The following is a 23322-nucleotide window of genomic DNA, read 5'->3' as shown; positions in this document are numbered from 1 at the left end:
TCCTGTTCAGGTGTTCACGCGGACGAGACGTGGCGGAACACGACATCCGGTATCCAGTTGCGCTTGCGGCGCGCGAGACGTTCATCCGTGCTTTCTCCGTCGAACGAACCCGCCGTGGGCGGATCGATGAGCGACGCGTCGACCCCGTCGAATGCGTTGACGTTGACGACCCCGTAGAGCCGGCCGTCCACTTTGCTCGTCACGACCGGCACGACGCCGCACGTCGCGCATACGTGGAACTGCGCGGTGCCCGTGCCGAACGCATACGTGCCGACCCGCGCCGGGTCCTTCACGGTGATTTCCAGCGCGCCGGACGGGCAGGACGTCCAGGTGCCGCCATGCTTGCGGCAAAACGAACAGGTGCAGGAACGCGCCGCGATGCGCGGCGCGGCCTCGCGCCAGTCGAGCGCGAAAGTAAGGTTGCCGCAGTGACAGCTTCCCGAGGTGATCATCGACAGGCTCCTTGGCTGGGGCGCCGGATTCCGGCTGAAAGCGAAGCGCGATTGTTTCACAGATTCGCGCATGGCCCAACGACGCTGCCCAGCCCCAGCCCAGCCCAGCCCAGCCCAGCCCAGCCCAGCCCCAGCCCCAGCCCCAGCCCCAGCCCGCGATCCGCGATCCGCAGACAAAAAAACGCCCGCCTTGCGGCGGGCGTCGTCAACTCGCGCCTCCGTGACGCGGTCATGCCTTTCGGCAAGCTATTGCCAGACCGGTGCCGGCGTAATCAACGTCGTATAGGCGGTGGCCGGAAGCAGCGTGATCGTGGAGTTGCTCTGGCCGCCATACGTCTCATGCACGGTGCCGAACGTCACGCCGGTGATCGGCACCACGACCGACTGCCCGTCGGTGCGCGACGCGCTGAGCGTGATCGACACGCCGGGCTTCAGCGTGGCCGCCACGTTCGACGAGTTGAACACCAGCCGCTGCCGGCCGAGCGTGCCCGAGTCGGACAGGTACGGACTGCGGATCGGCAGGCCCTTGTAGAACTTGTTGTACTTCGTGAGCACCGCGTTCAGCAGGTCACCCGCCAGCGAACTCGTCCCGCTGTAACTGCGCAGGTTCGACTGATGGAACATCAGCGGCCGGACGTCGTACGTGAGCAGGTAGCTCACCAGCGTATCGGACACCTTGTCCAGCACCTGCGTGTAGTTCAGGTCGAAGCCCCAGCGTGTCGGGTCGATGCCGTTCGCGCCGTAGAAGTAGTTGTACTCGGCCACCCATTCCGCCGGCTGCGACACGTTGTAGAACAGCGCGGTCGCGTAGCGCGGGATCTCGAAGATGTTCTGGTTCACGCAGTTGAACTTGCCCGCGTTGAACGGCGGCAGCGGCCATATGACGCCGTTGTTGTTGGTCGGGCAATTCGGCGTGCCGACCGGCGGCGTCGGCTTCGACGAATCGGACACGAGTGTCGTCACGCCGAACGACCGGAGCGCACCGAGCGTCGTCGCGTTGTACAGCCCGGAAATCTCCGGCGTGACGATGACGGTCTTGTTGTACTTCTCGAACCCGAACGACTGGGCGACGGCGTGGTTGCTCTGCAACTCGGTCGTGACCTGCGCGGCCGTCGTCGTGAACGGCGGATCGAGCAGCGCATGGTCGTACGTGTGCGTGATCCACTTGAACTCGAACTCGTTCGCGTTGGTCTCGGTGGTCAGCGTATCGGTGCCGGTGGCCGGGTAGTTGCCGAGACCGCCGAAATCGGTGCTGAAGCCCGAACCGTTGAACGCCATCGTGAACTTCAGCGCGCCCGCGTTCGCCGTATTGGCGTTGACGGTGTCCTGCCAGTTCATCGCGTTGTCGAAGTCGGTGCCGACCATCCGGTATTCGCATGCGGTCGTGCCGGTGCTCGGGTTGACCGATCCGGGCGGGCTGCCGAGCGGGCACTGGCCGGGAGGGCTCGTGTTGGTCGTCTTGCCGGTCCGCACGTCGTACCACAGGCCGGTCAGGTCGGACTGCGCATACGGATAGATTTCGTCCGGAATGCCGAGGTCGTCGAATTGCGGATCCATGTACGTGTGCCGGACGCCGACGAACAGCCCGCGCGTGACCCAGTTGACGATGCCGTACGACAGCGTCAGCGAGTGCATCAGGAACGGGTTGTTGTCGAACGACACCGCCATGATCTCGCGCGACGTGCTGTCGCCCGCGAGCGGCGTGGTATTGCCGAACAGGCAGGTCGATGCGACCGAATAGGTGACGCCGGTCGACGCCGTGCCCTGGATCTGCGTCGTCGTGGTCGTGCCGGCCGGCAGCGGGCTCGCCGGCGACATGAAGTAGGTCCACGCGTTCTGCACGACCAGCGGATTGGCGGTGGTCGAGCCGGCGTTCATGTACGGGAACAGCGTCTTGCCGGTCGTCGTCAGCGTCGTGTTGAGCGGCGACGCGGTCGTATCGCGGTAGCCGACGTACTGCATGCAGCCCGTGTCGCCCGGCCACGTGTAGACGCTCGCGAGCCGCACGTTGTACTTGAACTGGTAGCGCGCGAGCGTCGTGGCCAGCGCGTTCGCGCCGAACGGGTTCATGTAGCGCGCGTCGCTGACCGGCATGATGATGCCTTGATACATCGCATGGTTGCCGGTTTCGAGCGGCGGCAGCGTCGGGTTGTTCGTGTCGTAGCTGTAGATGGTGTACGGCACGCCCAGGCGGTCGAGGATCGTCTGCGTTGCCTGCAGTTCAGGGGTATTGCCGGCCTGCTGGCTGGCGAGCACCAGCACCTTCAGGTCGATCAGCGCATCCAGCGGGACGGCCTGCGCGACCTGCGCCGCGGCACAGAGTCCGGCGGCGGCCAGCCCGCGCGCCAATGGCCCGGGGGAGCGGAATAACGTTCGCATTGCACTCATGGCAAACCTCACGCATCGGTAATCGAAATGACTGAATCCTTCCCCGACAATGACTTCCGCGTGATGCCTATAGTTGTTGCGGCTTGAACTTGCCTGCGTTCTTCACTTCGCTCGGATGCGGGCCGGACGGCAGCGTCTCGAACTTGGCCGGTATGTTCCCTTTGGAGGGCAGCGAGCCGTGGCCCGTTTGACGTTTCGGGCCGGCGAAGGCCGCCTGCGAACCGAGTGCGGCGACTGTGACGACGGCTGCACAAAGACCGGTCAGCACGGCGCTCCATACGCGCAGCGACCCATGGGTTCCTCGCACTTTCATGGCTTCCTCCTGAAACGACTCGCGTTGTTCGACGCGTTGCAAAAACGACCATCCGCCAGGTGGCCTGCCCGGCGCATCGCGCCGGCAGCGGCCCCCGGATTCGTCGGGTTCGGCGAAACGGATCTCCCTTGCAGGCCTGCGGCCTGTTCTGACGCGGCATACGCGATGCCGCCCGGTTGCAGCCAGCGTGACCGGGACGGCGTGTTTATGCCGGCGTCACCTGCGTGCGAACCTGTTCCAGGAGGTAAGCGAGCAACGTGCCAAATGCGATAACGTGATGATTCAATTGGGGAATTTCATTTCTCGCGACGGCTGCTGCGGCACAACGCGGAAAAAACGTTTCACGCGTGATCCACGCGCGAAGGCGAGGGCCTGTGGCATCGCTCACGCGCCGTATGCGGCGGGCGCGGCAAGCGGCGCCGGGCCGCGCGCGAACGTGCGCGTTACAGGGGCGTATCGTTGCGCGCGCATCGGTTCGGGACGGTGCGCGTCGGCATTGCGCGCGACAGTCGCCGGCCGGCGGGGGATGCCGGCGCGGCGGGGAGCGATCGGAAGGCGGAAAGGGGAGATCTGCGGCGGACAGTCGGCCGGCGCGGCGCGGATGCCTGCTCACGCGCTGCGGGGCGCGTCGGCGGGCGGCGTGCCGTCGCGGAACAGCGCCTTCAGTTGCGTGCGCAATTCGGGCGTGTCGGTGTGCTGGTGCACCGTGACCGCATGCTGGACCGCGGCCTCCAGCAGTTCGCCGTCGGAATCGGCCGAAATCGCGACCGAACAGTTCATGTCGCTGGGAAACTCGCGGCAATCGATGTAGCGGCGGGCCATGATGGTCTCCTCACAGGAAAGGAAACGGCCGGACGCGCGGCGCGCGCCGGGGTGTCGATGCAAAAAGTATAGGCGGTGCGATGCGGCCGTCCCACGCCCGCCGCGCGCCATGCCCGCGGCGAACTGCCGCCCGTGGCGTGCGCAATTTGACCTACGCTATAAGCGCGCGGGACACGGCGCGTGCCGGCCGGCGTCCCGCGCCAGGACGATTGCGCGGCGCGCCGCGCGCGGGCCGCGTGCCCGCCCGCCGGCGCGCCGATCCGCCCCGTGGCCACGGGGCGGGCCTCGCGGCGATCGCCACACCCACGTTCGACGAATCAGGGCGCGGCCGCGCCGACCGCGGCGCGGGCGTCATGAGGGTTCCATGTCATGGAGGACGAAATGTCGATTCGACTAGGAGAAGAAGCCCCCGATTTCACCGCGGAGACGACCGAGGGCACGATTCGCTTTCACGAGTGGATCGGCGACCACTGGGCGATCCTGTTCTCGCATCCGAAGGACTTCACGCCGGTGTGCACGACCGAACTCGGCTACATGGCCGGGCTCAAGCCGGAATTCGACAAGCGCAATACGAAGATCATCGGGCTCTCCGTCGACCCTGTCAGCGATCACCAGCGGTGGGTGAAGGACATCGAGGAGACACAGGGGCACGCGATCAACTATCCGATGATCGGCGACGACAACCTGGTGGTCGCGAAGCTGTACGACATGATCCATCCGAACGCGGGCGGCGGGCCGCGCACCGCGGTCGACAACGCGACGGTGCGCTCGGTGTTCATCATCGGGCCGGACAAGAAGGTCAAGGCGATGCTGGTGTACCCGATGAGCGCGGGCCGCAATTTCGACGAAGTGATGCGCCTGCTCGATTCGCTGCAGCTGAACGCGCAGCACACGGTGGCGACGCCGGTGAACTGGCGGCCGGGCGACGATGTCATCATTCCGACGTCGGTGTCGGACGACGATGCGAAGAAGAAGTATCCGCAGGGCTTCAGGACGCTGAAGCCGTACCTGCGGTACGTCACGCAGCCGCGCTGACGCGGCGCGCGACGGCACGACGGGGGCGCGAATCGGCCGGGCCGGCAAGGCGGCGGCCGATTCGCGCGGGCGAGGAGCGGCGGCGCGGCGAGGCGGCGCGTGGCGCGCGCCGGGCATGGACAGGCGGCGGAGCGGCATCGTGATGATCTTCAGGCAACTCTTCGATCCACAATCGTCTACCTATACGTATCTGCTCGCCGATCGCGCATCGCGCGAAGCGCTGCTGATCGATCCGGTGTTCGAGCAGGTGCGGCGCGACGCGGCGCTGCTCGACGAACTCGACCTGCGGCTGGTCATGACCATCGATACGCACGTGCACGCCGACCACGTGACGGGCGCGTGGCTGCTGAAGCAGCGCACCGGCAGCGCGATCGGCTTTTCCGCGGCGAGCGGCGCGCAAGGGGCGGACCGCTATCTGCGCGACGGCGACCAGTGCGCGTTCGGCGGCCGCTACCTGACCGTGCGCGCGACGCCGGGCCACACCAACGGCTGCATCAGCCTCGTGCTCGACGATGAATCGATGGCGTTCACCGGCGACTGCCTGCTGATCCGCGGCACCGGGCGCACCGATTTCCAGCAGGGCGACCCGCGCGCGATGTATCGCGCGGTGCACGGCCGGATCTTCACGCTGCCGCAGGCGTGCCTGCTGTATCCGGCGCACGACTATCGCGGGCTGACCGTGACGAGCGTCGGCGAGGAGCGGCGCTTCAACCCGCGCCTCGGCGGCGATCTCAGCGAGGACGATTTCGCCGGCTACATGACGAACCTCGGGCTGCCGCACCCGCGCCAGATCGACGTCGCGGTGCCGGCGAACCTGCAGTGCGGCTTCGCGGCGAGCGCGCCCGAGCAGCAGGCCGAGCCCGGCTGGGCGCCGCTCGTCTATACGTTCGCGGGCTTCTGGGAAATCGATCCGCAATGGCTCGAGGATCACCTGCACGCGGTGCAGGTCGTCGACGTGCGCGAGAGCGCCGAATTCACCGGGCCGCTCGGGCACATTCCGGACGCGACGCTGATCCCGCTCGGCGAACTGGCCGCGCGCGCGGGCGAACTCGCGCGCGAGCGGCCGATCGTGACCGTGTGCCGGGCCGGCGGACGGTCCGCGCAGGCGACCGTGATCCTGCGTCAGGCGGGCTTCGACGCGGTCGCGAATCTCGGCGGCGGCATGCTGCGCTGGCGGGCCGACGGGCGCACGGTCGTGAACGGGCGGCTGTAGCCGGGCAGGCGCGTGCGCCGGAAATCCTGATCGCCGGATGTCGATTCCGGCCCGTGTCGTTCGTCGTCGTATTGACCGGCCGAGGTGCGCCGCATGTCGCGGCGCGCAGGCGCGGCCGGTATGACCCTACCCGGAAGAGGAGCGCCGATGCTGCCGACCCTGTATGCCCATCCTTTCTCGTCGTATTGCCAGAAGGTGCTGACCGCGCTGTACGAAAACGGCACGCCGTTCGACTATCGCCTGTTGCAGCACGACGACCCGGCGCCGATGCGGGAACTCGCCGCGCTGTGGCCGATGAAGCGCTTTCCGGTGCTGGTCGATGCGGGCCGCACGATCATCGAGGCGACGATCATCATCGAGTATCTCGGGCTGAACCATCCCGGGCCCGTCCGGCTGCTGCCCGACGATCCGCACGCGGCGCTGGAGGTCAGGATGATGGATCGCTTCTTCGACAACTACGTGTCGACGCCGCAGCAGAAGATCGTGCTCGACGCGCTGCGTCCGCAGGCGGAACGCGACGCGCGCGGCGTCGCCGATGCGCGCGCGATGCTCGACACCGCGTATGCGTGGCTCGACGCCAGGATGGCGGCGCGCGAATGGGCGGCCGGCGCGCGCTTCAGCCTCGCCGATTGCGGCGCGGCGCCGTTCCTGTTCTATGCGGACTGGACCCATCGCATCGATCCGTCGTTCGCGCATGTGATCGCGTACCGGCAGCGCCTGCTGGCGCGGCCGTCGTTTGCGCGCGCGGTGGACGAGGCGCGGCCGTATCGCGCGTTCTTTCCGCTCGGCGCGCCCGATCGCGATTGACGGGCAGGCCGGCGTCCGCGCGGCGGGATGCCGACGCGCACGCCCGGCAGCGCGCGCGGGTTCGGCGTGACAGCAGCAGCGGCAGCATGCCGGTCACAGCGCGTGCGATGCCGAGCGCGCGAGCGTCAGCAGTTCGTCGAACTGCGTGATCAGCTCGAAGCACAGCAGGAACGCGAGCGTATAGGCGGGCGCGGGAAAGCGCTGGATGCCGTGCATCACGGCCGGCGCGAAGCGCGTGCGGATCGCATCGCGCGTCATCAGCCAGGTGATCGCGATGCCGATTGCGGCGCCGCCGAGCAGGTCGGTCGGATAGTGAAAGCCGAGATACGCGCGCGGCAGGCAGATGAACACGGCCGTGTACAGCAGCGCGAGCACGCCGAGGCGGCGCGACATCAGGAAGATGCCGGTCGCGACCGCCATCCACAGCATCGCGTGGTCGCTCGGAAACGAACTCCAGGTCCGCAGGGTCGCCTCGCGCAATTCCGCCGACGGAAAGTGCAGGTGCAGATCCGGGTTGTAGATCGGGCGCAGGCGGAACGGCAGGGTCTTCGCGAGCAGCCGGCCCGTGGCGAGCGCGAGCAGGCCGCTCGCGACGGTCGCGACGATCATCTCGCGCTGCCGTTCGCGATGCGGGCCGGGCTGGAACCAGAGCCAGCACAGTATCGGAACGAGCACGAAGCCCTTGAACGTATACAGGCCCGCGATGACGCGGATCGCATGGTTCAGCAGCGGGCTGAGCGTGATCTGGGTGAGGTGGAGCTGGATCGTGGTGTCGAAGTCGTTCATGGTCTGCGGCCCCGGCGGACGTGCAGCGCATGACATGGCGGCCGGCGGGACTCAAGGCGCGCTCGGGCTGCAGCGCAACGGGGGGCAAGTATGTCCACCCGGAATTTCAAAGAAAATGGGAAAAAATACCGGGAATCCCCTGATAAAACGGGTCGCGCGACATGGGGCCGGATGCGTGCGGGCCGTCCGGCGTGGTGTTCGCGGATAAGGCGGTGTGTGACGCTCCCGCAGCCGTGGAAATGCCAAAAATATTTGGGTGAACTGGACAATCGGATCAATTGGTCTGCGCATTGCATCGGATGAACGCATGCGGCAAGCGGGGCGCGTGAACCTGGCGGGCGGCGCGCGCGCTCGTGTTTGCGCTTGCGCCGATCGAAAATGAAAAGAAAAGACGGGCAAGCGCGAGGCGCTTGCCCGTCCGGGTGCATTTTATCGACGCGTCGTGCGTCGACCGATCAGCGCCGCCAGATCCGCACGGCGAGCGCGGCGAGCGACGTCGTGACGGCGAGCCCGAGCACCGCGGTCCAGCCCAGTTGCGCGAGCAGCTGGCTGCCGATCGCGGCGCCGGCCGCCATGCCGATGAACATGCCGACGAACAGCACTGCATTCAGGCGGCTGCGCGACGCCGGATCGATCCGGTACACGATCGACTGGTGCGCGATCAGCGTCGCCTGCACGCCGAGGTCGAAGCCGATCGTGCCCGCCGCGAGCAGGCCGAGCTGCGCATGCGTCGACAGCAGCGGCGCGAATGCCATCGCCGCGAACGACAGCGTCGCGATGCCGATACCGAGCCGCGTGACCCATTCCGGCCCATGACGGTCGGCGAGACGGCCCGCGATCGGCGCGGCGAGCGCGCCGGCTGCACCGGCGAGGCCGAACGCGCCGGCGGCGGCGCTGCCGAGATGGAACGGCGCGCCATGCAGCATCAGCGCGAGCGTCGACCAGAAAGCGCTGAAGCCGACCGACAGCACGCCTTGCGCGAGCGCCGCGCGCCGCAGCGCCGGATGACGGCGCCACAGTTCGCCGAGCGAGCCGATCAGCGCGCGATACGACAGGCGCGTGGTCGGTTCGAAGCGCGGCAGGCCGCGCGCGGCGACGGCGCCGATCGCGGCGACGCTCGCGGCGGCGATCACGAACATCGCGCGCCAGCCGACGTTCTCGGCGATGAAGCCGGCGACCACCCGCGACAGCAGGATGCCCATCAGCAGGCCCGTCATCACCGTGCCGACCATCCGGCCGCGATGCGCGTCGTGCGCGAGCGTCGCCGCGGCCGGCACGACGTCCTGCGCCATCGTCGCGGACAGGCCGATCGCGAAGCTCGCGGCCAGCAGCAGGCCGATCGACGGCGCGGCGGCGGCGAGCAGCAGCGCGCCGACCAGCGCGGCGGCCTTGATCAGGATCACGCGGCGGCGGTCGAAGCGGTCGCCGAGCGGCGCGAGCAGCAGGATGCCGAGCGCGTAGCCGAGCTGCGTGAGCGTCGGCACGAAGCCGACCGCGCGGGCGCCCGCGCCGAGATCCGGGCCGAGCACGCCGAGCATCGGCTGGCTGTAGTAGAGCGGGGCGACCGCGAGGCCGGCCGCCGCGGCGAGCAGCAGCACGAGTCCGCGGCCGAGCGGTGCGGCGTGGTGCGGGGTAAGCGGCGGGCGGGCCGCGGTATCGAGGTTCGTCGGGGTGGACATGATCGGGTCCTTCGTCAGGTGAGGAGATGGACGCGAGTGTGCCGACAGGCTGGATGCGACGGTAGTACCGTGCCGTGCAGATTTGTTATACGCTGGACGTATGAACGAAAAAAGCCCAGAAAATACCACTGCTCAAGGCCTTGAGCGCCATCGCACCGATCCGGTGGAGGGCGCCGGGTATCGTTTCGAGCTGATGGAAACCTTCGTGCGCATAGTCGAATCGGGCAGCCTGTCCGCGGCGGCCGCGCAGTTGAACACGACCCAGCCGACGATCAGCCGCCGGCTGCAGGCGCTCGAGCGCTCGCTCGGCGTGCGGCTGCTGCAGCGGACGACGCACACGATGCGGCTCACCGTCGACGGCGAGCGCTGCTTCAAGCGCGCGAAGGAGCTGCTGGCGAGCTGGGCGGCGTTCGAAGCCGACCTGCGCGGCGCGCAGGAGGAGCCCGAAGGGCTGCTGCGGGTGGCGGTGCCGCACGCATTCGGGCAGGAGCGTTTCGTCGGGCCGCTCGCGCGCTTTCTCGCCGACTATCCGCGCGTGTCGGTCGAATGGCTGCTGCAGGACGAGGTGCGGGATTTCATCGGCAGCGGCATCGATTGCGCGATCCAGGTCGGCGAGCCGACCGATCCCGGCGTGGTCGCGATCCGGCTGTCGAAGGTGCCGCGCTTCGTGGTGGCCGCGCCGTCGGTGCTGAACGGTGCGCCGGTGCCCGCCGAGCCCGACGCGCTGGCCGCGTTGCCGTGGCTGTCGCTGCGCACGTATTACCGCAACGAGCTGGCGCTGCGCCATGCGGTGACCGGCGAGACGCGCCGCATCGCGATTCGCCCGCGCATCAGCACCGCGAACCTGTATGCGCTGCGCAGCGCGGCGCTGCTGGGCGTCGGCGCCTGCGTCGGCTCGTCGTGGATGCTCGCGGACGCGCTGGCGCAAGGGCGTCTCGTCCATCTCGCGCCGCAGTGGGAGGCCGCGCCGCTGCCGGTCTACCTGACCTATCCGCACGCGCAGTTCTATCCGTCGCGGCTCGTGCGGTTCATCGCGATGATGCGGGAGGCGGTGCCGGGGCTGGTCGACGGGCATGCGCTCTGACGCCGGCGCGTGGCGACCGGCAATCGGCGACCGGCGACCGGCGACCGGCGACCGGCGACCGGCAACCGGCAACCGGCGACCGGCGACCGGCAACCGGCAACCGGCAACCGGCAACCGGCAACCGGCAACCGGCAACCGGCAACCGGCAACCGGCAACCGGCGACCGGCGACCGGCGACCGGCGACCGGCGACCGGCGACCGGCAACCGGCAACCGGCAATCGGCGACCGGCGACCGGCGACCGGCGACCGGCAACCGGCAATCGGCGACCGGCGACCGGCGACCGGCGACCGGCGACCGGCGACCAGCAACGGGCAACGGGCAACGGGCAACGGGCAACGGGCAACCGTCGACCGCCCGGCCGGCGGGATCAGCCGCGCCAGATGCCTTCCGGCAGCGCGCTGATGCGCTGCACTTCGGGCGAGTCGAGCCACGCGCGCGAGGCGACGCAGTCGACGAACATCGCGGTCGCATCCTCGCCCCAGAACAGCTCGCCGCTCCATTCGAACGTCGGCACGCCGAACACGCCGTGCGCGATCGCCTGGTCGGTATACGCGCGCAGCGTGTCCTTCACGGCCGGCGCATCGACGGCGTTCACGCCGTCCGGAAAGCCGACCGCGTCGCACAGCGCGGCGAAGCCTTCCGGCGACGCGACGTCGTGCCCGTCGCGCCAGATGTGCCGGAAGATGCGCCGGATCACGTCGAGCGAGCCGCCCATCGCGATCGCGAGGCGCAGCGGCCGGATCGGATTGAACGGATGCGCGGGCGGCATCCGGAACGGGATGCCGAGCTTGTCGGCGCGGTACTGCGCGTGGCGATAGATGAACACGCGCTTGGCCGCGATCTCGGCCGGCGCCTTTTGTCCCCAGTGCGCGAGCAGCGCGCCGAGTACGACCGGGCGCGGTTCGAGCGCGAGCGTCGGCGGCAGCGCGTCGAACTGTTCCTGCTGCAGGTAGGCAAACGGCGAAACGAAATCGAAATACCACGTGGCGGCGGTCGCGGTGCTCATCGCGAGGGTCCTCTGGTGCATGTCCGGGGCAGGCGCCGCCCATGGCGGCGCGAATGCGGGGCAGTGTCGCATGCGTGCGCGTTTTGCGCAGCACCAGTCGTGCGGCGCATCGCGACGCCCGGCGTCGCGCCCCGGGCGTGCGTGCGCGGTCAGTCGAGCGTGCCGGCCAGCTCGTCGAGCTGCGTGATGCAGGTATTCCAGCCGTCGAAGAAGCCGAGTTGTTCGTGGCGCTCGCGCGTCGCGACGTCCGGATGCATCACGCGGGCTTCGTAGCGGCAGCCTGCGTCATCGTCGCGCATCGTGATCACGGCCGTGAACCCGAGCCACGGCGTGTGCGGCCGCCAGCCGCCGGTGAGCATCGACGTGAACACGATGCGCGACTCGGGCGCAATCTCGAGGAAGCAGCCCGGGTTGTCGCTGGTGCCGCCTTCGGGGCCGCGCATGAACGTGTGGAACGCGCCGCCGGGCCGCAGCTCGAACGCGCGCACTTCGGTGGTCCACGGCTTCGGGCACCACCATTGCTTCAGCAGTTCGGGGGCGGTCCACGCCAGCCACAACGCGCCGCGCGGTGCGCGCAGCACGCGGGAAATGACGAGGTCGCTGGCTTCAGCGGGTTCGGCGGGGTGGGCTGACATCGACGTGCTCCTCTGCATGACGGCGTTCGACGAATTCGACCATGCGGTCGGACCGGGCTTCCCACGTCGCGCGCTGCGCGGCGAGCCACTGCTCCGCTTCCGACAGCCGGCCGCCGACCAGCGCGCAGGTGCGCGCGCGCCCGGTCTTGCGGGTCCGGACGAGGCCGCTGCGCTCGAGCACCGCGACGTGCTTCATGAAGGACGGCAGCGCCATCGCGAACGGCGCCGCCAGCACGGAGACGGTCTGCTCGCCGCGGCCGAGCGCGCTGACGATCGCGCAGCGCGTCGGGTCGGACAGCGCATGGAATACGTCGCTGATGCCGGGGTTAAAGTTAGCCATGCGGCTAAATATAGGTCGCGGACGGGCGGATCGCCAGGTTTCGGTATGCCGCAATGAGCGAGGTAATGCCGGCCGCCAAAATGACGGCGATGATTATATGAATTGCCGAAATTATTTAATTCAATTTGCGCGTGTATGACGGATTACTTTGGCGGAAATTGTTTCTCATATCCGGCCTGTCATTATTGCCAGTCAGCGTGGCTGCGGGCGGCTGTCCAGCGTCGTGCCTGGAGAAGATTCTTCGACCCTTTATTTATCACCGGAAAATCGTCTGCAAATGTAAAGCATTGCAATATCCGGTTTCGGATTGCGCATTCCGGTTGCGATGCATGAGTTTATTTGGCAGGATTTTCATCAAGTTGCACGGTTTAAAAACAACAAAACGGTGAACCATTCAATTGGCTGAAATGGCGCGCCGGATGGGCAACGATTCAACAGATAGCTGACGAAAACAGGTAACGAGGCGGCGAACAGGCGACATTGTTCGCGATCAGTGAATCAATCGCTGGCCCGGCTGCGTCGATGCGTCACTCGAGCGATCCGGGCGGAACCGAAACGGGGCGGCCATGGCGATACTCAGGAACGATTCTTCTGGAGAAGCGTGTCTGCTCCGCGCGTATCACGTGTTCGGCCGCGATCCCGCGCGCTGCGACACGGTCATCCGGGATGCGTCGGTGTCCCGCGTCCATGCCCATATCCGCTGGATCGGCGGGCGGTGGGAACTGCACGATCACAGCAGCAACGGCACGACGGTATCGGGCACGCCGTTGCGCGACGGCGAACATGCGGTGCTGCAACGAGGCGACGTGATCCGGTTCGGCCGGGCGGGCGTCGCGCCGTGGCGCGTCGACACGCTCGACGATCCGGCCGATACGCTGTGGCCGATCCGCGGCGCCGCGCATCCGATCGTGCTCGCGCCGCGCCAGATCCTGCCCGCGCACGCCGCGCGGCCGGTCACGATCGTCCGGTCGCCGGCCGGCGAATGGCTGTGCGACGACACGCTGCCGCCGCGTACGCTGCGTGACGGCGATGAAGTGTCGACCGGCGAGCTCACCTGGCGCCTGGCGCTCGTGCGCAGCGGCTCGACGATGATGCTCGCGTCGCCCGCCGATCCCGCCGCGCCGGCGCAACTGCTCGAATTCCGCGTCAGCCAGAACGAAGAGCACGTACGCATGCTGCTGCACATACGCGGCGGCGTGGTCGATCTTGGCGAGCGCGCCCATCACTACAGCCTCGTCACGCTTGCCCGGGCGCGCTCCGCCGACATGCAGGCCGGCTACGACGCCGCGACGCAAGGCTGGGTCGAGCTCGACCGGCTGGCGCGCATGCTCGGCATCGACGCCTCCCACGTCAACGTGCAGATCCACCGCGCGCGGGCCCAGTTCGCGGCCCTGCCGGGGCTCGACGCGAGCCAGCTCGTCGAACGCCGGCGCGGCAGCGTCCGCTTCGGCGATTTTCCGTTCCGCGTCATGCGCGGCGAGCACCTCGAATGCCAGTCGGTGCCGCGCGTCGAACTGCGTATCGGCGGCGTGCATCGTCGGGCGCCGGGCCCGGTCGTCCAGTACTCGTCATGAACGCGGGAGAAACGGCCGTGTTGCCGACCGCGTTGCGCGTGCCCGTCGCGCCGCAGATGCCCGAACCACGGCTGCACGCCGCGCTGCCTGCCGTGCAGCCCGCCGCGCTGCCTGCTGCGCCGCCCGCCGCGCTGCCTGCCGCGCCGCCCGCCGCGCTGCCTGCCGCGCTGCCTGCCGCGCTGCCCGCCGCGCCGCCTGCTGCGCTGCCTGCCGCGCCGCCCGCCGCGCCGCCTGCTGCGCTGCCTGCCGCGCTGCCTGCCGCGCTGCCTGCCGCGCCGCCCGCCGCGCCGCCCGCCGCGCCGCCCGTCGTGCCGCCCGCCGCGCTGCCTGCCGTCGCCGCCGCGCCGTTCGCGGAGCTCGCCGGCAAGCGGCGCTACCGTCTCGGCCCGCTGCTCGGCGAAGGCGGCAACGGCGTGGTGTTTCGCGCCACCTGCGGCGACACGGGGCGAGACGTCGCCATCAAGCTGATGCGGGACGATGCCGCGCGGGCCACGGCGGAACGCGCGCGCCGGCGTGCGCGCTTTCAGCATGAGACGCATCTGTGCGAAGCGCTGCGGCACCCGAACATCGTGGCCTTGCTGGACAAGGGCGAAGCACCCGATGGGCGGCTGTTCGCCGTATTCGAGTTCGTGGAGGGCCGGACCTTGCGCGACTGGCTCGCGGCGCAGGGGCCGCTGTCGGCCGTCGACACGGGCCGGCTGATGACGGAGGTGCTCGACGCGCTCGCGGCCGCGCATCGGCGCGGCATCGTGCATCGGGATCTGAAGCCGCAGAACATCATGATCGCGATGGCCGATGGCGAGCCGCACGCGAAGCTGCTCGATTTCGGCATCGGCGAGTTGCTGCCGGGTACGGAAGACCTTGCACGGCAGACGTCGACGCAGGACACCGAAGTGCTCGGCTCGCCGCAATATTGCGCGCCCGAGCAGTTGCGCAACGAGGCGCCGACGCCCAGAAGCGACCTGTATGCGTGGGGCCTGGTCGTGATCGAATGCCTGACGGGCGATGTCGTGATGCACGGCGCAAGCGTGGCCGACATTCTTTATCAGCACCTGAGCCCGGTGGATATCGCGCTGCCGCCGTCGATCGCGTCGCATCCGCTCGGCTCGGTACTGCGGCGCGCGTTGAGCAAGAATCCGGCGCAGCGCGCCGCGTCGGCCGACGAGCTCGCGGCGCAGTTTCGCGCGCTCAACTTCGCCGCGCTGGTCGGCCAGTTCGATGCCAGCCGCGCCAGCCGGCCGGCGCGCCCGCACCCGTTCGCGCCGCGCGGCGAAATGGCTGGAATGGCTGGAATGGCCGCGACGGCCGCAACGGCTGGCGAGTATCGGCAGATCACCACGCTGTGCTGTTCCGTCACGCTCGCCGGAGCGGGCACGCAGCGGCACGCCGGAACCGATCACGGCGACCTGCTCGACGGCTACGAGGCGCAATGGCTGACGAAGTGCGCGGACATCGCCGTCGGTTATGGCGCGCAGGTCGGCGGCCGGCTCGGCGATACGCTGCTGTTCCACTTTGGCCTGCAAGGCGACATCGACCGGCCCGCGCGCCGGGCGGCGCGCGCGGCGCTCGACATGGTGCGGGTCGCGGAGCGGGCGCGGCTGCCGGCGCCGACGGCTGCCGGCAGCCACGCGCGTGACGAAGGCTGGCGCGTCGAAGTGGCCGCCGCGATTCACGTCGGGCAGGTTCTCGCGCACGCGTCGCGCATGTCGGACCTGACGGGCGTGTCGATGCCCGCCGCGGCGTCGCGGCTGATGCGCCTTGCCGGGCCGGGGCAGATCCTGATCAGCGACGATGCGCGGCTCGCGCTCGAACGGCATGCCGACACTCGGCCGACCTCGCTGCGGCTGGCGCGGGCGGGCCTCGTGCCGCAGCCCGTCCACGAACTGCTCGGCGAGCGCCGCGCCGATACGCCGTTCGATTCGCTCGACGCCAGCATGACCGCGCCGATGGTGGGCCGCGCCCGCGAACTCGATGCGCTGCTGCGCGCGTGGCAGGACGTGCTTGCACGCCATCGTCGCGACGCGCGCGGCGAGCGGGCGCCGCGCGGCATGCCGCGGCTCGTCGTCGGCGAGGCGGGCATCGGCAAGTCGCGCCTCGTGCACGAGCTGTGCGAGGCGGTCCGCACCCAGGGCCATGCGTTCGCGCATTGCGGGTGCCTGCCCGAGCGGGAGAACCATGCGCTGTTCCCGATCCTGCGGTTCATCGGCGCGCATTGGCACATCGACGCCGATCGCCCGGCCGGCCTTGCGCTCGCGGCGATCGACGCGATGATCGCGCCGCTCGAATGCGATCATGCGGCGGCCCGCGTCGCGCTCGCGACGTGGCTCGGGTTGCCTTGCGATGCGAAGGGGTTCCTGTGGTCGAGCGCGCGCGAACAGCACGCGTTGTTCGACGTCCTCGAGCAGCTGATCGTGTCGCTCGGCAACGGCGCGCCGGTGTTGCTGGTCGTCGACGACGTCCAGTGGATCGACCGCTCGACGGAGGATTTTCTTGCGTACTTGCGGCGCTCGCCGCGCGCGGCGGCCATCGGCATCGTGCTCACGTCGCGCCCCGACAAGCTCGATCGCTGGCGCGGCGCGACCGAGCGCCTCGCGCTGCGCCGCCTGTCGCGCGACGATGCGCAGCACCTGGTGTCGGCGTTTCTCGGCGAACGGGCGCTCGATCCGGCCTGGCTCGGCCAGCTCGCGCACCGCACGGCAGGCATCCCGCTGTTCATCGAGGCCGTCGCGCGCGAGCTCGTCACGAGCGGCGCGGCAACGGGCGCGGACGGTTCGCCGGCGGGGCCGCGCGCAACGGACCCTTATCCGCTTCCGGTCAGCCTCGGCGGCATGCTCGGCCTCGCGTTCGACCGGATCGACGGCGCGCGCGATACCGCGCAGCTCGCCGCGACCATCGGGCTCGAGGTGGATGCGCAACTGCTGGCCGACGCGTCGCCGCACGATCGGGCCACGCTCGACGCGCATCTGCGGCTCCTGCTCGAAGAGCGGATCGTGTATGCGCAGCACCGGCGCGATCGCGTGTTTTATTCGTTCCGCCACGCGTTGATTCGCGACGCGGCTTATGAATCGATGCCGCCCGCCGTGCGGCGCGGCAACCATGCGCGCGTCGGCCGTGCGCTGGCCGTGGAAGCCGATCGCGGGGGCGGTGCGCATGCGTTCGGCGTTGCCGGGCACTTCGCGCGCGCGGGCGCTTTCGCCGACGCGATCGGCCACGGCATCGACGCCGCGCGCCGCGCACTCGAACGTTCCCGGTACGACGATGCGATCCGCTACGGGCAGGCCGTGTTCGACTGGCTCGCCAACGCCGACTATGCACAACGCGAGCACGACAGCGCGCGCATCCGCGCCACGCTGACGCACGCGACGATGGCGCGCTTCGGCTGGGCCGATCCGCAGGTGCGCGAGCATGCGGAGCAGCTCCTGCGGCAAGTGCAGACGCTCGACGACCAGGAGCTTGCGATCAGCGCGCTCTGGACGCTGTCGACCTGCTACCACGTCGCCGGCGATCGCCCCACCGTGCGCGGGATCTGCACGCGGCTCGACGCGCTCGCCGCCGAGCGCGGCGATGCCGGCGTGCAGGTCGCGGCGGACGCGATGCGCGGCATGAGCCTGTGGGTCGACGGCCACTATGCGCGCGCGCGGGTGGCGTTCGAAGCCGTGCTGGCCGGCTACGACGTGCGGCGCGACGCGGGCCATCGGCGCATCCTCGGGCTCGATACGCGCGCGTGGACGATGGCGTCGCTCGCGAGCGTGCGCTGGTGCATCGACGACGATCCGCGGGCGTCGCTCGCGATCGCGCACGAGGCCGTGCACTGCGCGACCTGCCTCGATCATCTGCCGACGCTCGGCGTCACGATGATGTACCTCGCGCGCATGCACCAGTTGGCCGGCGACCGCGACGCGGCCGCCGCCACGTCGGAGGCGATTCTGCGGCTGTCGGATGCGCACCGGCTGCGCGCGGTCGAGCATTACGCCGCGATCATTCACGCGTGGACGCAAGGGGATCGCGCGGGCATCGTCGCGCACCTCGATGCGCAGCGGCAATCGGGCGGGCTGCTCGGCCTGACCTACTACGCATCGCTGCTCGCCGAGCTGGATGCCGGGCGCGGCGATTTCGCCGCGGCGCTCGCGCAGATCGGGCAATGCCTCGCATGGTGCGAGTCGACCGGCGAACGGTATTACGAAGCCCAACTGCTGCTGAAGCGGTGCGAATACGTGCGCCAGGCCGATCCGCGACGCGGCGGCGAGGCCGCGCGAGCCGCGTGCCGGCGCGCATTCGGAATTGCAACGGCGGCGGGCATGACCGGCATCGTCACGCGCGCCGAAGCGATGTTGCATGCGTTGTCGTAAGTGGTTCCATTCATCCATCAGGAGAACAGACCGATGAGCAAGGATCTTCGATTACCGACGTACGAGCAGTTTCTCGAATACCGGGCCGTCATCATCCGGGCGATCGCCCTCACGTGGCATTCCCGGGCGTTTCTCGACGAACTCGAGGCCGATCCGGTCAAGGCGCTGCGCGAGCATTTCGACTACCACTTTCCGTTTCGGCTCGATCTGAAGGTGCAGACCAAATCGTCGGCCTGGACGCCGAGCGTCAACGGCGACTGGACCGCCGGCCATAAGAACAAGCTCACCCTGTTCCTGCCGCCCGCGCCGGCGGACGAGAAGCAATTCGCGCAGGCGCTGGCCGCCTACAACGCGAACCACATCACCATCATGGATTGACGACCCCAGGGGAAACCGACATGGCAAACAACAACGCCAATCCGACGCTCGAATCGATGCTGGAGTTTCAGAAGGTCTATCTGCGCGCGATCGCGCTTTCCTGGCGTGACCCGGAATTCAAGGGCGAACTGCTGGCGAATCCGCTCGAGGCGCTCGCGAAGTACTTCGGCTATCAGTGCCCGTGGATCATCGACATCGAGGTCGTCAAGCCGGAAGCCGGCCGCGGCTGGACGAGCGACGGCAAAGGGGGCGGGAGCTGGAACCTGCCGCGCAACGCGATGACGGTCGGCATACCGGAGCAGCCGACGAACCTGGATGAAGAGGCCGTCGCGCTCGCGGCCTACTGCGACGCCGGGCCGAGCTACCTGTTCACCTGCTGCTGACCCCGCGCGGCCGAGCCGCGCACCGCGGCGCGGCCCGTGCAGGCGGCACGGGTCGCGCCGCGTTCACCCGTTGCACGGAGCCACACGATGCTCGACGATTTTTCGCGCGTATTGCGTTTCAAGCCGCATTTGCGCGTGCTCGACGCGGGGCCCGACACGCTGTTCGTCGTCGACGAATTCAAGCGCGCGATGTTGTCCGGTGCGATCTTCGTGCGGATCGCCGCCTGCTTGCGGGCGCGGATGACGATCGCCGAGATCGTGACCTCGCTCGCGGGCGAGTTCGGAGAATGGGACGTGCTCGCCGGGCTCGATCATCTGGTGCGTCGCGCATACGTGCGCGCTGACGCGCCGCACGGCGACGATGCGGCACGCGGCTTCTTCGAGCGCGCCGGACTCGACGGCGACGCAGCGTGCGCGCGCGTCGCGCAGCTGCGCGTCGCGGTCGAGGCGTTCGGCGCAGACGATGCCGCATTCAGGTTGGCGTTCGCGGCCGCAGGCATCGACGTCGCGCCGGACGCCGAACTGACCGTCGCGATCGCCGACACGCACGACCGCGACGATCTCGCCGCGTGCGCCGCCCGCGTGGCGGCGCGCGGCGGGGCGTTGCTCGTCGTGGCGGCCAACGGCGTGCAGACGCTGATCGGGCCGCTGCTGGCCGGCGACGACGCGCGCGCCGACGCGCCGTGCATCGAATGCGTGCGCTACTGGATCCGCCTCAACCGGCCCGTCGAAGCGTTGCTCGCACGCCATCACGGCACCGGTGCGACGCGTCCGCCGCCGGCTGCTTCGCGCGCCGCCGCCGCCGCTGCTGCGGCGCTCGTCGCGGCGACGGTCGAGCAGATTGCCGTCAACCCCGCCGCGGCGGAGCGCGCGCGCACGCGGATCGTCGCGCAGCGCATCGACACGCTGGCTGCCGAGCCGCACCCGGTGCGCAGGCGGCCTCAATGCCCGCGCTGCGGCAATCCCGCGTGGATGCGCGAGCAGGCGGCGCATGCGCCGCGGCTCGCCGATCATGCGCGGCTGGCGCGTGCCGACGGCGGCTACCGCACCGCCGATCCGCAACAGGTGTTCGAACGCCATGCGTCTTTGATCTCGCCGATCAGCGGCGCGATCGCGTATCTGCACCCGATGCCGAAGCGGCACGCCGGCATGCGCAAGGTGTATGCGTCCGGCTTCCTCGTGTGTCCGGCCGCCGTGCCGGCCAGCAACCGCTTCGACCGGATCTGCTCCGGCAAGGGCCGCACCGACGAGCAGGCGCGCGCGAGCGCGCTGTGCGAAGCGCTCGAACGGTTCAGCAGCGTTTATCAGGGAGACGAAGCAAAGGTGACCGGCAGCATGGAAGCGCTGCTCGCCGATCCGGCATGCGATGCCGAACCGATTCACGTCAACGCGCTTCAGCAGTTCAGCGAACGGCAATTCGACGCGCGCGAGGCCATCAACGCACTGACGCGCGATATCCGAAAGCAAGTGCCGCCGCGCTTTACGGCGCGCGACGTCATCGACTGGACGCCCGCGTGGTCGCTCGTTTCCGGGAAGCGCCGCCTCGTGCCGCTGAGCTACTGCTATGCGGAGACGCCCGACAGCGCGCAGGCCGATGTCGCATGCGTGCACAACCCGAACGGCTGCGCGGCGGGATCGACCCTCGACGAGGCGATTCTGCAAGGCATGCTCGAATTGATCGAGCGCGATGCGGTCGCGATCTGGTGGTACAACCGGAGTCCGCGCCCCGGGATCGATCTCGCGAGTTTCGAAGAGCCGTATTTCGATGCGCTCGTGCGGGAGTACGAATCGTTCGGGTGGCGTCTGTGGGCGCTCGACATCACGCACGATCTCGGCGTGCCGGCCGTGGCCGCGTTGGCCGAAAATCCGGCCGATGGACGCTTCTCGATCGGCTTCGGCTGCCATCTCGACGCCCGTATCGCCGTGCAGCGCGCGCTGACCGAAGTCAACCAGTTGCTCGATATTGCAGCGGATGCCCCGCATCCTTGGGATAGGGAAAAGCTTTCGGAAACCGGCTTCCTGTATCCGGCGAACGATGTGCGCCGCACGACAGGCTCGACGTGGCCGCCGATCGACGCCGACACGTTGCCGGCGGCGATCGCGCATTGCGTCGGGAAAATCGCGGCGGCCGGCATGGATGTGCTCGTCGTCGACAAGACGCGGCCCGATATCGGGTTGTCCGTGGCGCAGGTCATCGCGCCGGGGCTGTGTCATTTCTGGCCGCGGTTGGGTGCGCGGCGGCTTTACTCGGTTCCAGTGGCGCTGGATTGGCGCGACGCGCCATGTGACGAATCGGCGTTGAATCCGGCGCTGCTGTTTCTCTGACTTGATGGCTGGTCCGTCTGCGGAAGCAAGGGCCCGTCAGGTGGACGGGGCGAGCGGGCTCCGCCCGCCTTGCCCCGTGGCGCCGGTTCGGGTTCAGCCGCTGACGGTGAGGCGCGGATCCCAGCGGATGTAGCCCTTCAGATGCCCGAGGTTGTCGTAAATGGCCACGTAGAAATAATAGATTTCGCTGCCGGCGTTCAGGACGGTGGCGCGCGCTTTGAAATCTGCTCGCGGCTCTCTTTGCACCTGCATGACTTCGGGCCAGCCCTCGACGGGGTAAGGCTCGGACACGTTGGCGGTTTCGTACGTCTTCTTGCCCAGCAGATCCTTGCCGATGGAGCTGGAGAGCAGCTTGTACTCGTACAGAAAACACGTGTACTCGGCCGTGTCGGTAAGCGAAACGGTGCGCCAGCGGATGCTGTCGTTGACGCTCGCCTTGACATTCAAATCATTGCCGCCTTCGCCCTGTGCGCCGCCCTGGTTCGGGCCATAGCCATAGACGGCATTCGCACGAGTAGTCAGCATGTAGATGCAATCTACGGCATTGGTAAGGAGGGTCGGCTGTTCCTTTGACTGACTGAGCGACGGATAGTTTTTCAGGATTTCCTCGACGTCGAGGGCGATCAGGACATCGATGATCTTGCTGGTACCCATGGCAATTCCTTTCGCGTTGATATATTGAAAAATGACCTGCCGAGTAGCGACGCCAATGGCGTCTGCGTCTCTTCCGGTTTGCAAGGCGGCACCTTCGAAGAAATCAAGGCTTGCGGAAGAGTGCTTGCAGCATAGGGAGGACCGGCGCGCGAAGCGATTACATGTGATTACGGCTCGCGGAGCTTGCGGCTCTGTTTCGACGAATCCGGATACCCGCTTCAATCGCGTAATTGCGCGTAATCGCTTTTGCCGTGCGCTCGACCTAGCTTGGTGTCCGAGCGGCGTGCTTTCACGCGAGGCTCATTCACGACGAGAACGTGCCGTGTTCACAAGGAGCTTGAAATGGGCGAAAGAATCGTGGCGAAACAGGCAGTCGGCGCTTATCCGGGCGGCACGCAGAAAACCGGGTATAACCTGCCGCTCAACCGGAAAATCAACTTCCCGGTCGGGTTCTCGAGCACGCCCGTTGTCATCGTGACGGCACTCCAGGATCCCAACGTGTCATCCACCTATCCGGACACGTTCTCGGTGACGGTGACCCACGTGACCACCACCGGGTTCAACGTCAACATCACCCGGGAAGATTATTCGCGCCCGGAGTATTCGGGCGCCGGCTGGGGGCAGAACCTCCATATCTCGTACATCGCGGAAATCCCGACTTATTGAGCGTGATCGGAGATTGAGCGACGGCCGCGCTGTTTCGGCGTGACGCGCCGCTGCTGGCGCGTCTCACATGTCGATCGACGCGCAGTTCCGGACCATGACGATTGCGTCACCCTTGCTCGCACTGGTGGAGCGTGCGAGTGCGATGGCGGTGCACGTCGGCCTGTCGCTGATCGTCCTGCGGTCATTCGTCGGCGGCGGGAAGCGCTGGCTTGCGGTGGCGATCGCACTCCACTTCGTGCTCGACCTGCTGGTCGTGTTCCTGGCCCGTTACTGGAATGTGGACACCGTGTTGATCGAGGGGACGCTGGTCGTGTGCGCCGTGCTCGTGCTGTGGTTCGGAGTGCGTTGCAGCCGAATGCCGAATGGAGGCGCGGGGTCGCCGAAGCATGACGTGGCGCTGTGATGCCGTGTCGGCCCGAAATGCGCATGGT

21 protein-coding genes are annotated in these 23322 nt (G+C 68.4%); 11 read left to right on the top strand and 10 right to left on the bottom strand.

Going from position 1 to position 23322, the window contains the following annotated elements; translation table 11 throughout:
* Positions 1–14 precede the first annotated feature (14 nt).
* The 4 genes from HWY45_RS07625 to HWY45_RS07610 form a co-directional block, all read right to left on the bottom strand.
* The gene (locus tag HWY45_RS07625; RefSeq protein WP_059879397.1) at positions 15–452 is read right to left on the bottom strand and encodes a GFA family protein; all 438 of its coding nucleotides are present in this window, start codon (positions 450–452) and stop codon (positions 15–17) included.
* 246 nt (positions 453–698) lie between these two features.
* Entirely contained in the window at positions 699–2831 is a 2133-nt protein-coding gene (locus tag HWY45_RS07620) for an Agd3-related carbohydrate deacetylase (RefSeq protein WP_230942220.1), read from the bottom strand.
* Between the two features lie 76 nt (positions 2832–2907).
* Positions 2908–3195: a hypothetical protein gene (locus HWY45_RS07615; RefSeq protein ID WP_230942221.1), complete on the bottom strand. Its 288-nt coding sequence runs from the start codon at positions 3193–3195 to the stop codon at positions 2908–2910.
* Between the two features lie 567 nt (positions 3196–3762).
* Positions 3763–3975, bottom strand: a complete 213-nt coding sequence (locus tag HWY45_RS07610) for a DUF1059 domain-containing protein (RefSeq protein ID WP_059879403.1) — start codon at positions 3973–3975, stop codon at positions 3763–3765.
* A gap of 381 nt (positions 3976–4356) precedes the next feature.
* On the opposite strand from HWY45_RS07610, the gene HWY45_RS07605 reads away from it, so the two are divergent.
* The 3 genes from HWY45_RS07605 (at position 4357) to HWY45_RS07595 (ending at position 7030) form a co-directional block, all read left to right on the top strand.
* Positions 4357–5010, top strand: coding sequence for a peroxiredoxin (locus HWY45_RS07605; RefSeq protein ID WP_059801392.1), 654 nt, complete (start codon positions 4357–4359; stop codon positions 5008–5010).
* Positions 5011–5152: 142 nt separating this feature from the next.
* On the top strand, positions 5153–6223 hold the full coding sequence (locus HWY45_RS07600) for a rhodanese-like domain-containing protein (RefSeq protein ID WP_059801281.1): 1071 nt from the start codon (positions 5153–5155) through the stop codon (positions 6221–6223).
* A 147-nt stretch (positions 6224–6370) separates the two neighbouring features.
* Entirely contained in the window at positions 6371–7030 is a 660-nt protein-coding gene (locus HWY45_RS07595; protein ID WP_059879406.1) for a glutathione S-transferase family protein, read from the top strand.
* Between the two features lie 93 nt (positions 7031–7123).
* On the opposite strand, the gene HWY45_RS07590 is transcribed toward HWY45_RS07595, so the two are convergent.
* Positions 7124–7816 carry a phosphatase PAP2 family protein gene (locus tag HWY45_RS07590; RefSeq protein ID WP_059879409.1) on the bottom strand — a complete coding sequence of 231 codons (693 nt, stop codon included), beginning with the start codon at positions 7814–7816 and terminating at the stop codon, positions 7124–7126.
* Positions 7817–8271: 455 nt separating this feature from the next.
* A complete protein-coding gene (locus HWY45_RS07585; protein ID WP_059801285.1) occupies positions 8272–9495 on the bottom strand; it encodes an MFS transporter in 1224 nt (407 codons plus the stop codon).
* 193 nt (positions 9496–9688) lie between these two features.
* On the opposite strand from HWY45_RS07585, the gene HWY45_RS07580 reads away from it, so the two are divergent.
* Positions 9689–10579, top strand: a complete 891-nt coding sequence (locus tag HWY45_RS07580) for a LysR family transcriptional regulator (RefSeq protein WP_230944929.1) — start codon at positions 9689–9691, stop codon at positions 10577–10579.
* Positions 10580–10948: 369 nt separating this feature from the next.
* Here the strand turns inward: HWY45_RS07580 and HWY45_RS07575 are convergent, their stop codons facing one another.
* The 3 genes from HWY45_RS07575 to HWY45_RS07565 all read right to left on the bottom strand — a co-directional run bounded on the left by HWY45_RS07575 (position 10949) and on the right by HWY45_RS07565 (position 12562).
* Complete coding sequence (locus tag HWY45_RS07575; RefSeq protein WP_059879597.1) at positions 10949–11587, bottom strand: 2-hydroxychromene-2-carboxylate isomerase; 639 nt, start codon at positions 11585–11587, stop codon at positions 10949–10951.
* A gap of 149 nt (positions 11588–11736) precedes the next feature.
* A complete protein-coding gene (locus HWY45_RS07570) occupies positions 11737–12222 on the bottom strand; it encodes an SRPBCC family protein (RefSeq protein WP_059879415.1) in 486 nt (161 codons plus the stop codon).
* Positions 12194–12562, bottom strand: a complete 369-nt coding sequence (locus tag HWY45_RS07565; protein ID WP_059879418.1) for an ArsR/SmtB family transcription factor — start codon at positions 12560–12562, stop codon at positions 12194–12196. The genes HWY45_RS07570 and HWY45_RS07565 overlap by 29 nt, the downstream gene beginning before the upstream one ends.
* Positions 12563–13128: 566 nt before the next feature.
* Between HWY45_RS07565 and HWY45_RS07560 the strand changes: the two genes are divergently transcribed.
* The 5 genes from HWY45_RS07560 (at position 13129) to HWY45_RS07540 (ending at position 21571) form a co-directional block, all read left to right on the top strand.
* Positions 13129–14136: an FHA domain-containing protein gene (locus HWY45_RS07560; protein ID WP_059879421.1), complete on the top strand. Its 1008-nt coding sequence runs from the start codon at positions 13129–13131 to the stop codon at positions 14134–14136.
* Positions 14133–18485 carry a TOMM system kinase/cyclase fusion protein gene (locus HWY45_RS07555; RefSeq protein WP_230946788.1) on the top strand — a complete coding sequence of 1451 codons (4353 nt, stop codon included), beginning with the start codon at positions 14133–14135 and terminating at the stop codon, positions 18483–18485. The genes HWY45_RS07560 and HWY45_RS07555 overlap by 4 nt, the downstream gene beginning before the upstream one ends.
* Positions 18486–18518: 33 nt before the next feature.
* Positions 18519–18863 (top strand): BMA_0021/BMA_0022 family TOMM bacteriocin, encoded by a 345-nt coding sequence (locus tag HWY45_RS07550; RefSeq protein ID WP_059879423.1) that lies wholly within the window; start codon positions 18519–18521, stop codon positions 18861–18863.
* A gap of 20 nt (positions 18864–18883) precedes the next feature.
* The gene (locus tag HWY45_RS07545; RefSeq protein ID WP_059565833.1) at positions 18884–19246 is read left to right on the top strand and encodes a BMA_0021/BMA_0022 family TOMM bacteriocin; all 363 of its coding nucleotides are present in this window, start codon (positions 18884–18886) and stop codon (positions 19244–19246) included.
* A gap of 87 nt (positions 19247–19333) precedes the next feature.
* Complete coding sequence (locus tag HWY45_RS07540) at positions 19334–21571, top strand: TOMM precursor leader peptide-binding protein (protein WP_059879426.1); 2238 nt, start codon at positions 19334–19336, stop codon at positions 21569–21571.
* Between the two features lie 93 nt (positions 21572–21664).
* On the opposite strand, the gene HWY45_RS07535 is transcribed toward HWY45_RS07540, so the two are convergent.
* Complete coding sequence (locus HWY45_RS07535) at positions 21665–22225, bottom strand: AidA/PixA family protein (protein WP_059879429.1); 561 nt, start codon at positions 22223–22225, stop codon at positions 21665–21667.
* A gap of 342 nt (positions 22226–22567) precedes the next feature.
* Here HWY45_RS07535 and HWY45_RS07530 point away from each other — a divergent pair, with 342 nt between their 5' ends.
* Both HWY45_RS07530 and HWY45_RS07525 read left to right on the top strand, forming a co-directional pair.
* Entirely contained in the window at positions 22568–22891 is a 324-nt protein-coding gene (locus HWY45_RS07530; protein WP_059879432.1) for an H-type lectin domain-containing protein, read from the top strand.
* Positions 22892–22958: 67 nt separating this feature from the next.
* A complete protein-coding gene (locus HWY45_RS07525) occupies positions 22959–23294 on the top strand; it encodes a YhfC family glutamic-type intramembrane protease (RefSeq protein ID WP_230946789.1) in 336 nt (111 codons plus the stop codon).
* Positions 23295–23322 lie beyond the last annotated feature (28 nt).

The sequence above is a fragment of the Burkholderia stagnalis genome (genome assembly GCF_902830275.1).
In the GTDB taxonomy this organism is placed as follows: Bacteria; Pseudomonadota; Gammaproteobacteria; order Burkholderiales; family Burkholderiaceae; genus Burkholderia; species Burkholderia stagnalis.
Note: the sequence above shows the minus strand (reverse complement) of the source record. Positions and strands in the feature narration are given on the sequence as shown.

What these genes read in the sequence shown, in the direction of transcription:
- HWY45_RS07625 (WP_059879397.1), bottom strand. Translation starts at nt 452, where the DNA reads ATGATCACCTCGGGAAGCTGTCACTGCGGCAACCTTACTTTCGCGCTC.
- HWY45_RS07620 (WP_230942220.1), bottom strand. Translation starts at nt 2,831, where the DNA reads ATGCGAACGTTATTCCGCTCCCCCGGGCCATTGGCGCGCGGGCTGGCC.
- HWY45_RS07610 (WP_059879403.1), bottom strand. Translation starts at nt 3,975, where the DNA reads ATGGCCCGCCGCTACATCGATTGCCGCGAGTTTCCCAGCGACATGAAC.
- HWY45_RS07605 (WP_059801392.1), top strand. Translation starts at nt 4,357, where the DNA reads ATGTCGATTCGACTAGGAGAAGAAGCCCCCGATTTCACCGCGGAGACG.
- HWY45_RS07600 (WP_059801281.1), top strand. Translation starts at nt 5,153, where the DNA reads ATGATCTTCAGGCAACTCTTCGATCCACAATCGTCTACCTATACGTAT.
- HWY45_RS07595 (WP_059879406.1), top strand. Translation starts at nt 6,371, where the DNA reads ATGCTGCCGACCCTGTATGCCCATCCTTTCTCGTCGTATTGCCAGAAG.
- HWY45_RS07590 (WP_059879409.1), bottom strand. Translation starts at nt 7,816, where the DNA reads ATGAACGACTTCGACACCACGATCCAGCTCCACCTCACCCAGATCACG.
- HWY45_RS07585 (WP_059801285.1), bottom strand. Translation starts at nt 9,495, where the DNA reads ATGTCCACCCCGACGAACCTCGATACCGCGGCCCGCCCGCCGCTTACC.
- HWY45_RS07580 (WP_230944929.1), top strand. Translation starts at nt 9,689, where the DNA reads ATGGAAACCTTCGTGCGCATAGTCGAATCGGGCAGCCTGTCCGCGGCG.
- HWY45_RS07575 (WP_059879597.1), bottom strand. Translation starts at nt 11,587, where the DNA reads ATGAGCACCGCGACCGCCGCCACGTGGTATTTCGATTTCGTTTCGCCG.
- HWY45_RS07570 (WP_059879415.1), bottom strand. Translation starts at nt 12,222, where the DNA reads ATGTCAGCCCACCCCGCCGAACCCGCTGAAGCCAGCGACCTCGTCATT.
- HWY45_RS07565 (WP_059879418.1), bottom strand. Translation starts at nt 12,562, where the DNA reads ATGGCTAACTTTAACCCCGGCATCAGCGACGTATTCCATGCGCTGTCC.
- HWY45_RS07560 (WP_059879421.1), top strand. Translation starts at nt 13,129, where the DNA reads ATGGCGATACTCAGGAACGATTCTTCTGGAGAAGCGTGTCTGCTCCGC.
- HWY45_RS07555 (WP_230946788.1), top strand. Translation starts at nt 14,133, where the DNA reads ATGAACGCGGGAGAAACGGCCGTGTTGCCGACCGCGTTGCGCGTGCCC.
- HWY45_RS07550 (WP_059879423.1), top strand. Translation starts at nt 18,519, where the DNA reads ATGAGCAAGGATCTTCGATTACCGACGTACGAGCAGTTTCTCGAATAC.
- HWY45_RS07545 (WP_059565833.1), top strand. Translation starts at nt 18,884, where the DNA reads ATGGCAAACAACAACGCCAATCCGACGCTCGAATCGATGCTGGAGTTT.
- HWY45_RS07540 (WP_059879426.1), top strand. Translation starts at nt 19,334, where the DNA reads ATGCTCGACGATTTTTCGCGCGTATTGCGTTTCAAGCCGCATTTGCGC.
- HWY45_RS07535 (WP_059879429.1), bottom strand. Translation starts at nt 22,225, where the DNA reads ATGGGTACCAGCAAGATCATCGATGTCCTGATCGCCCTCGACGTCGAG.
- HWY45_RS07530 (WP_059879432.1), top strand. Translation starts at nt 22,568, where the DNA reads ATGGGCGAAAGAATCGTGGCGAAACAGGCAGTCGGCGCTTATCCGGGC.
- HWY45_RS07525 (WP_230946789.1), top strand. Translation starts at nt 22,959, where the DNA reads ATGTCGATCGACGCGCAGTTCCGGACCATGACGATTGCGTCACCCTTG.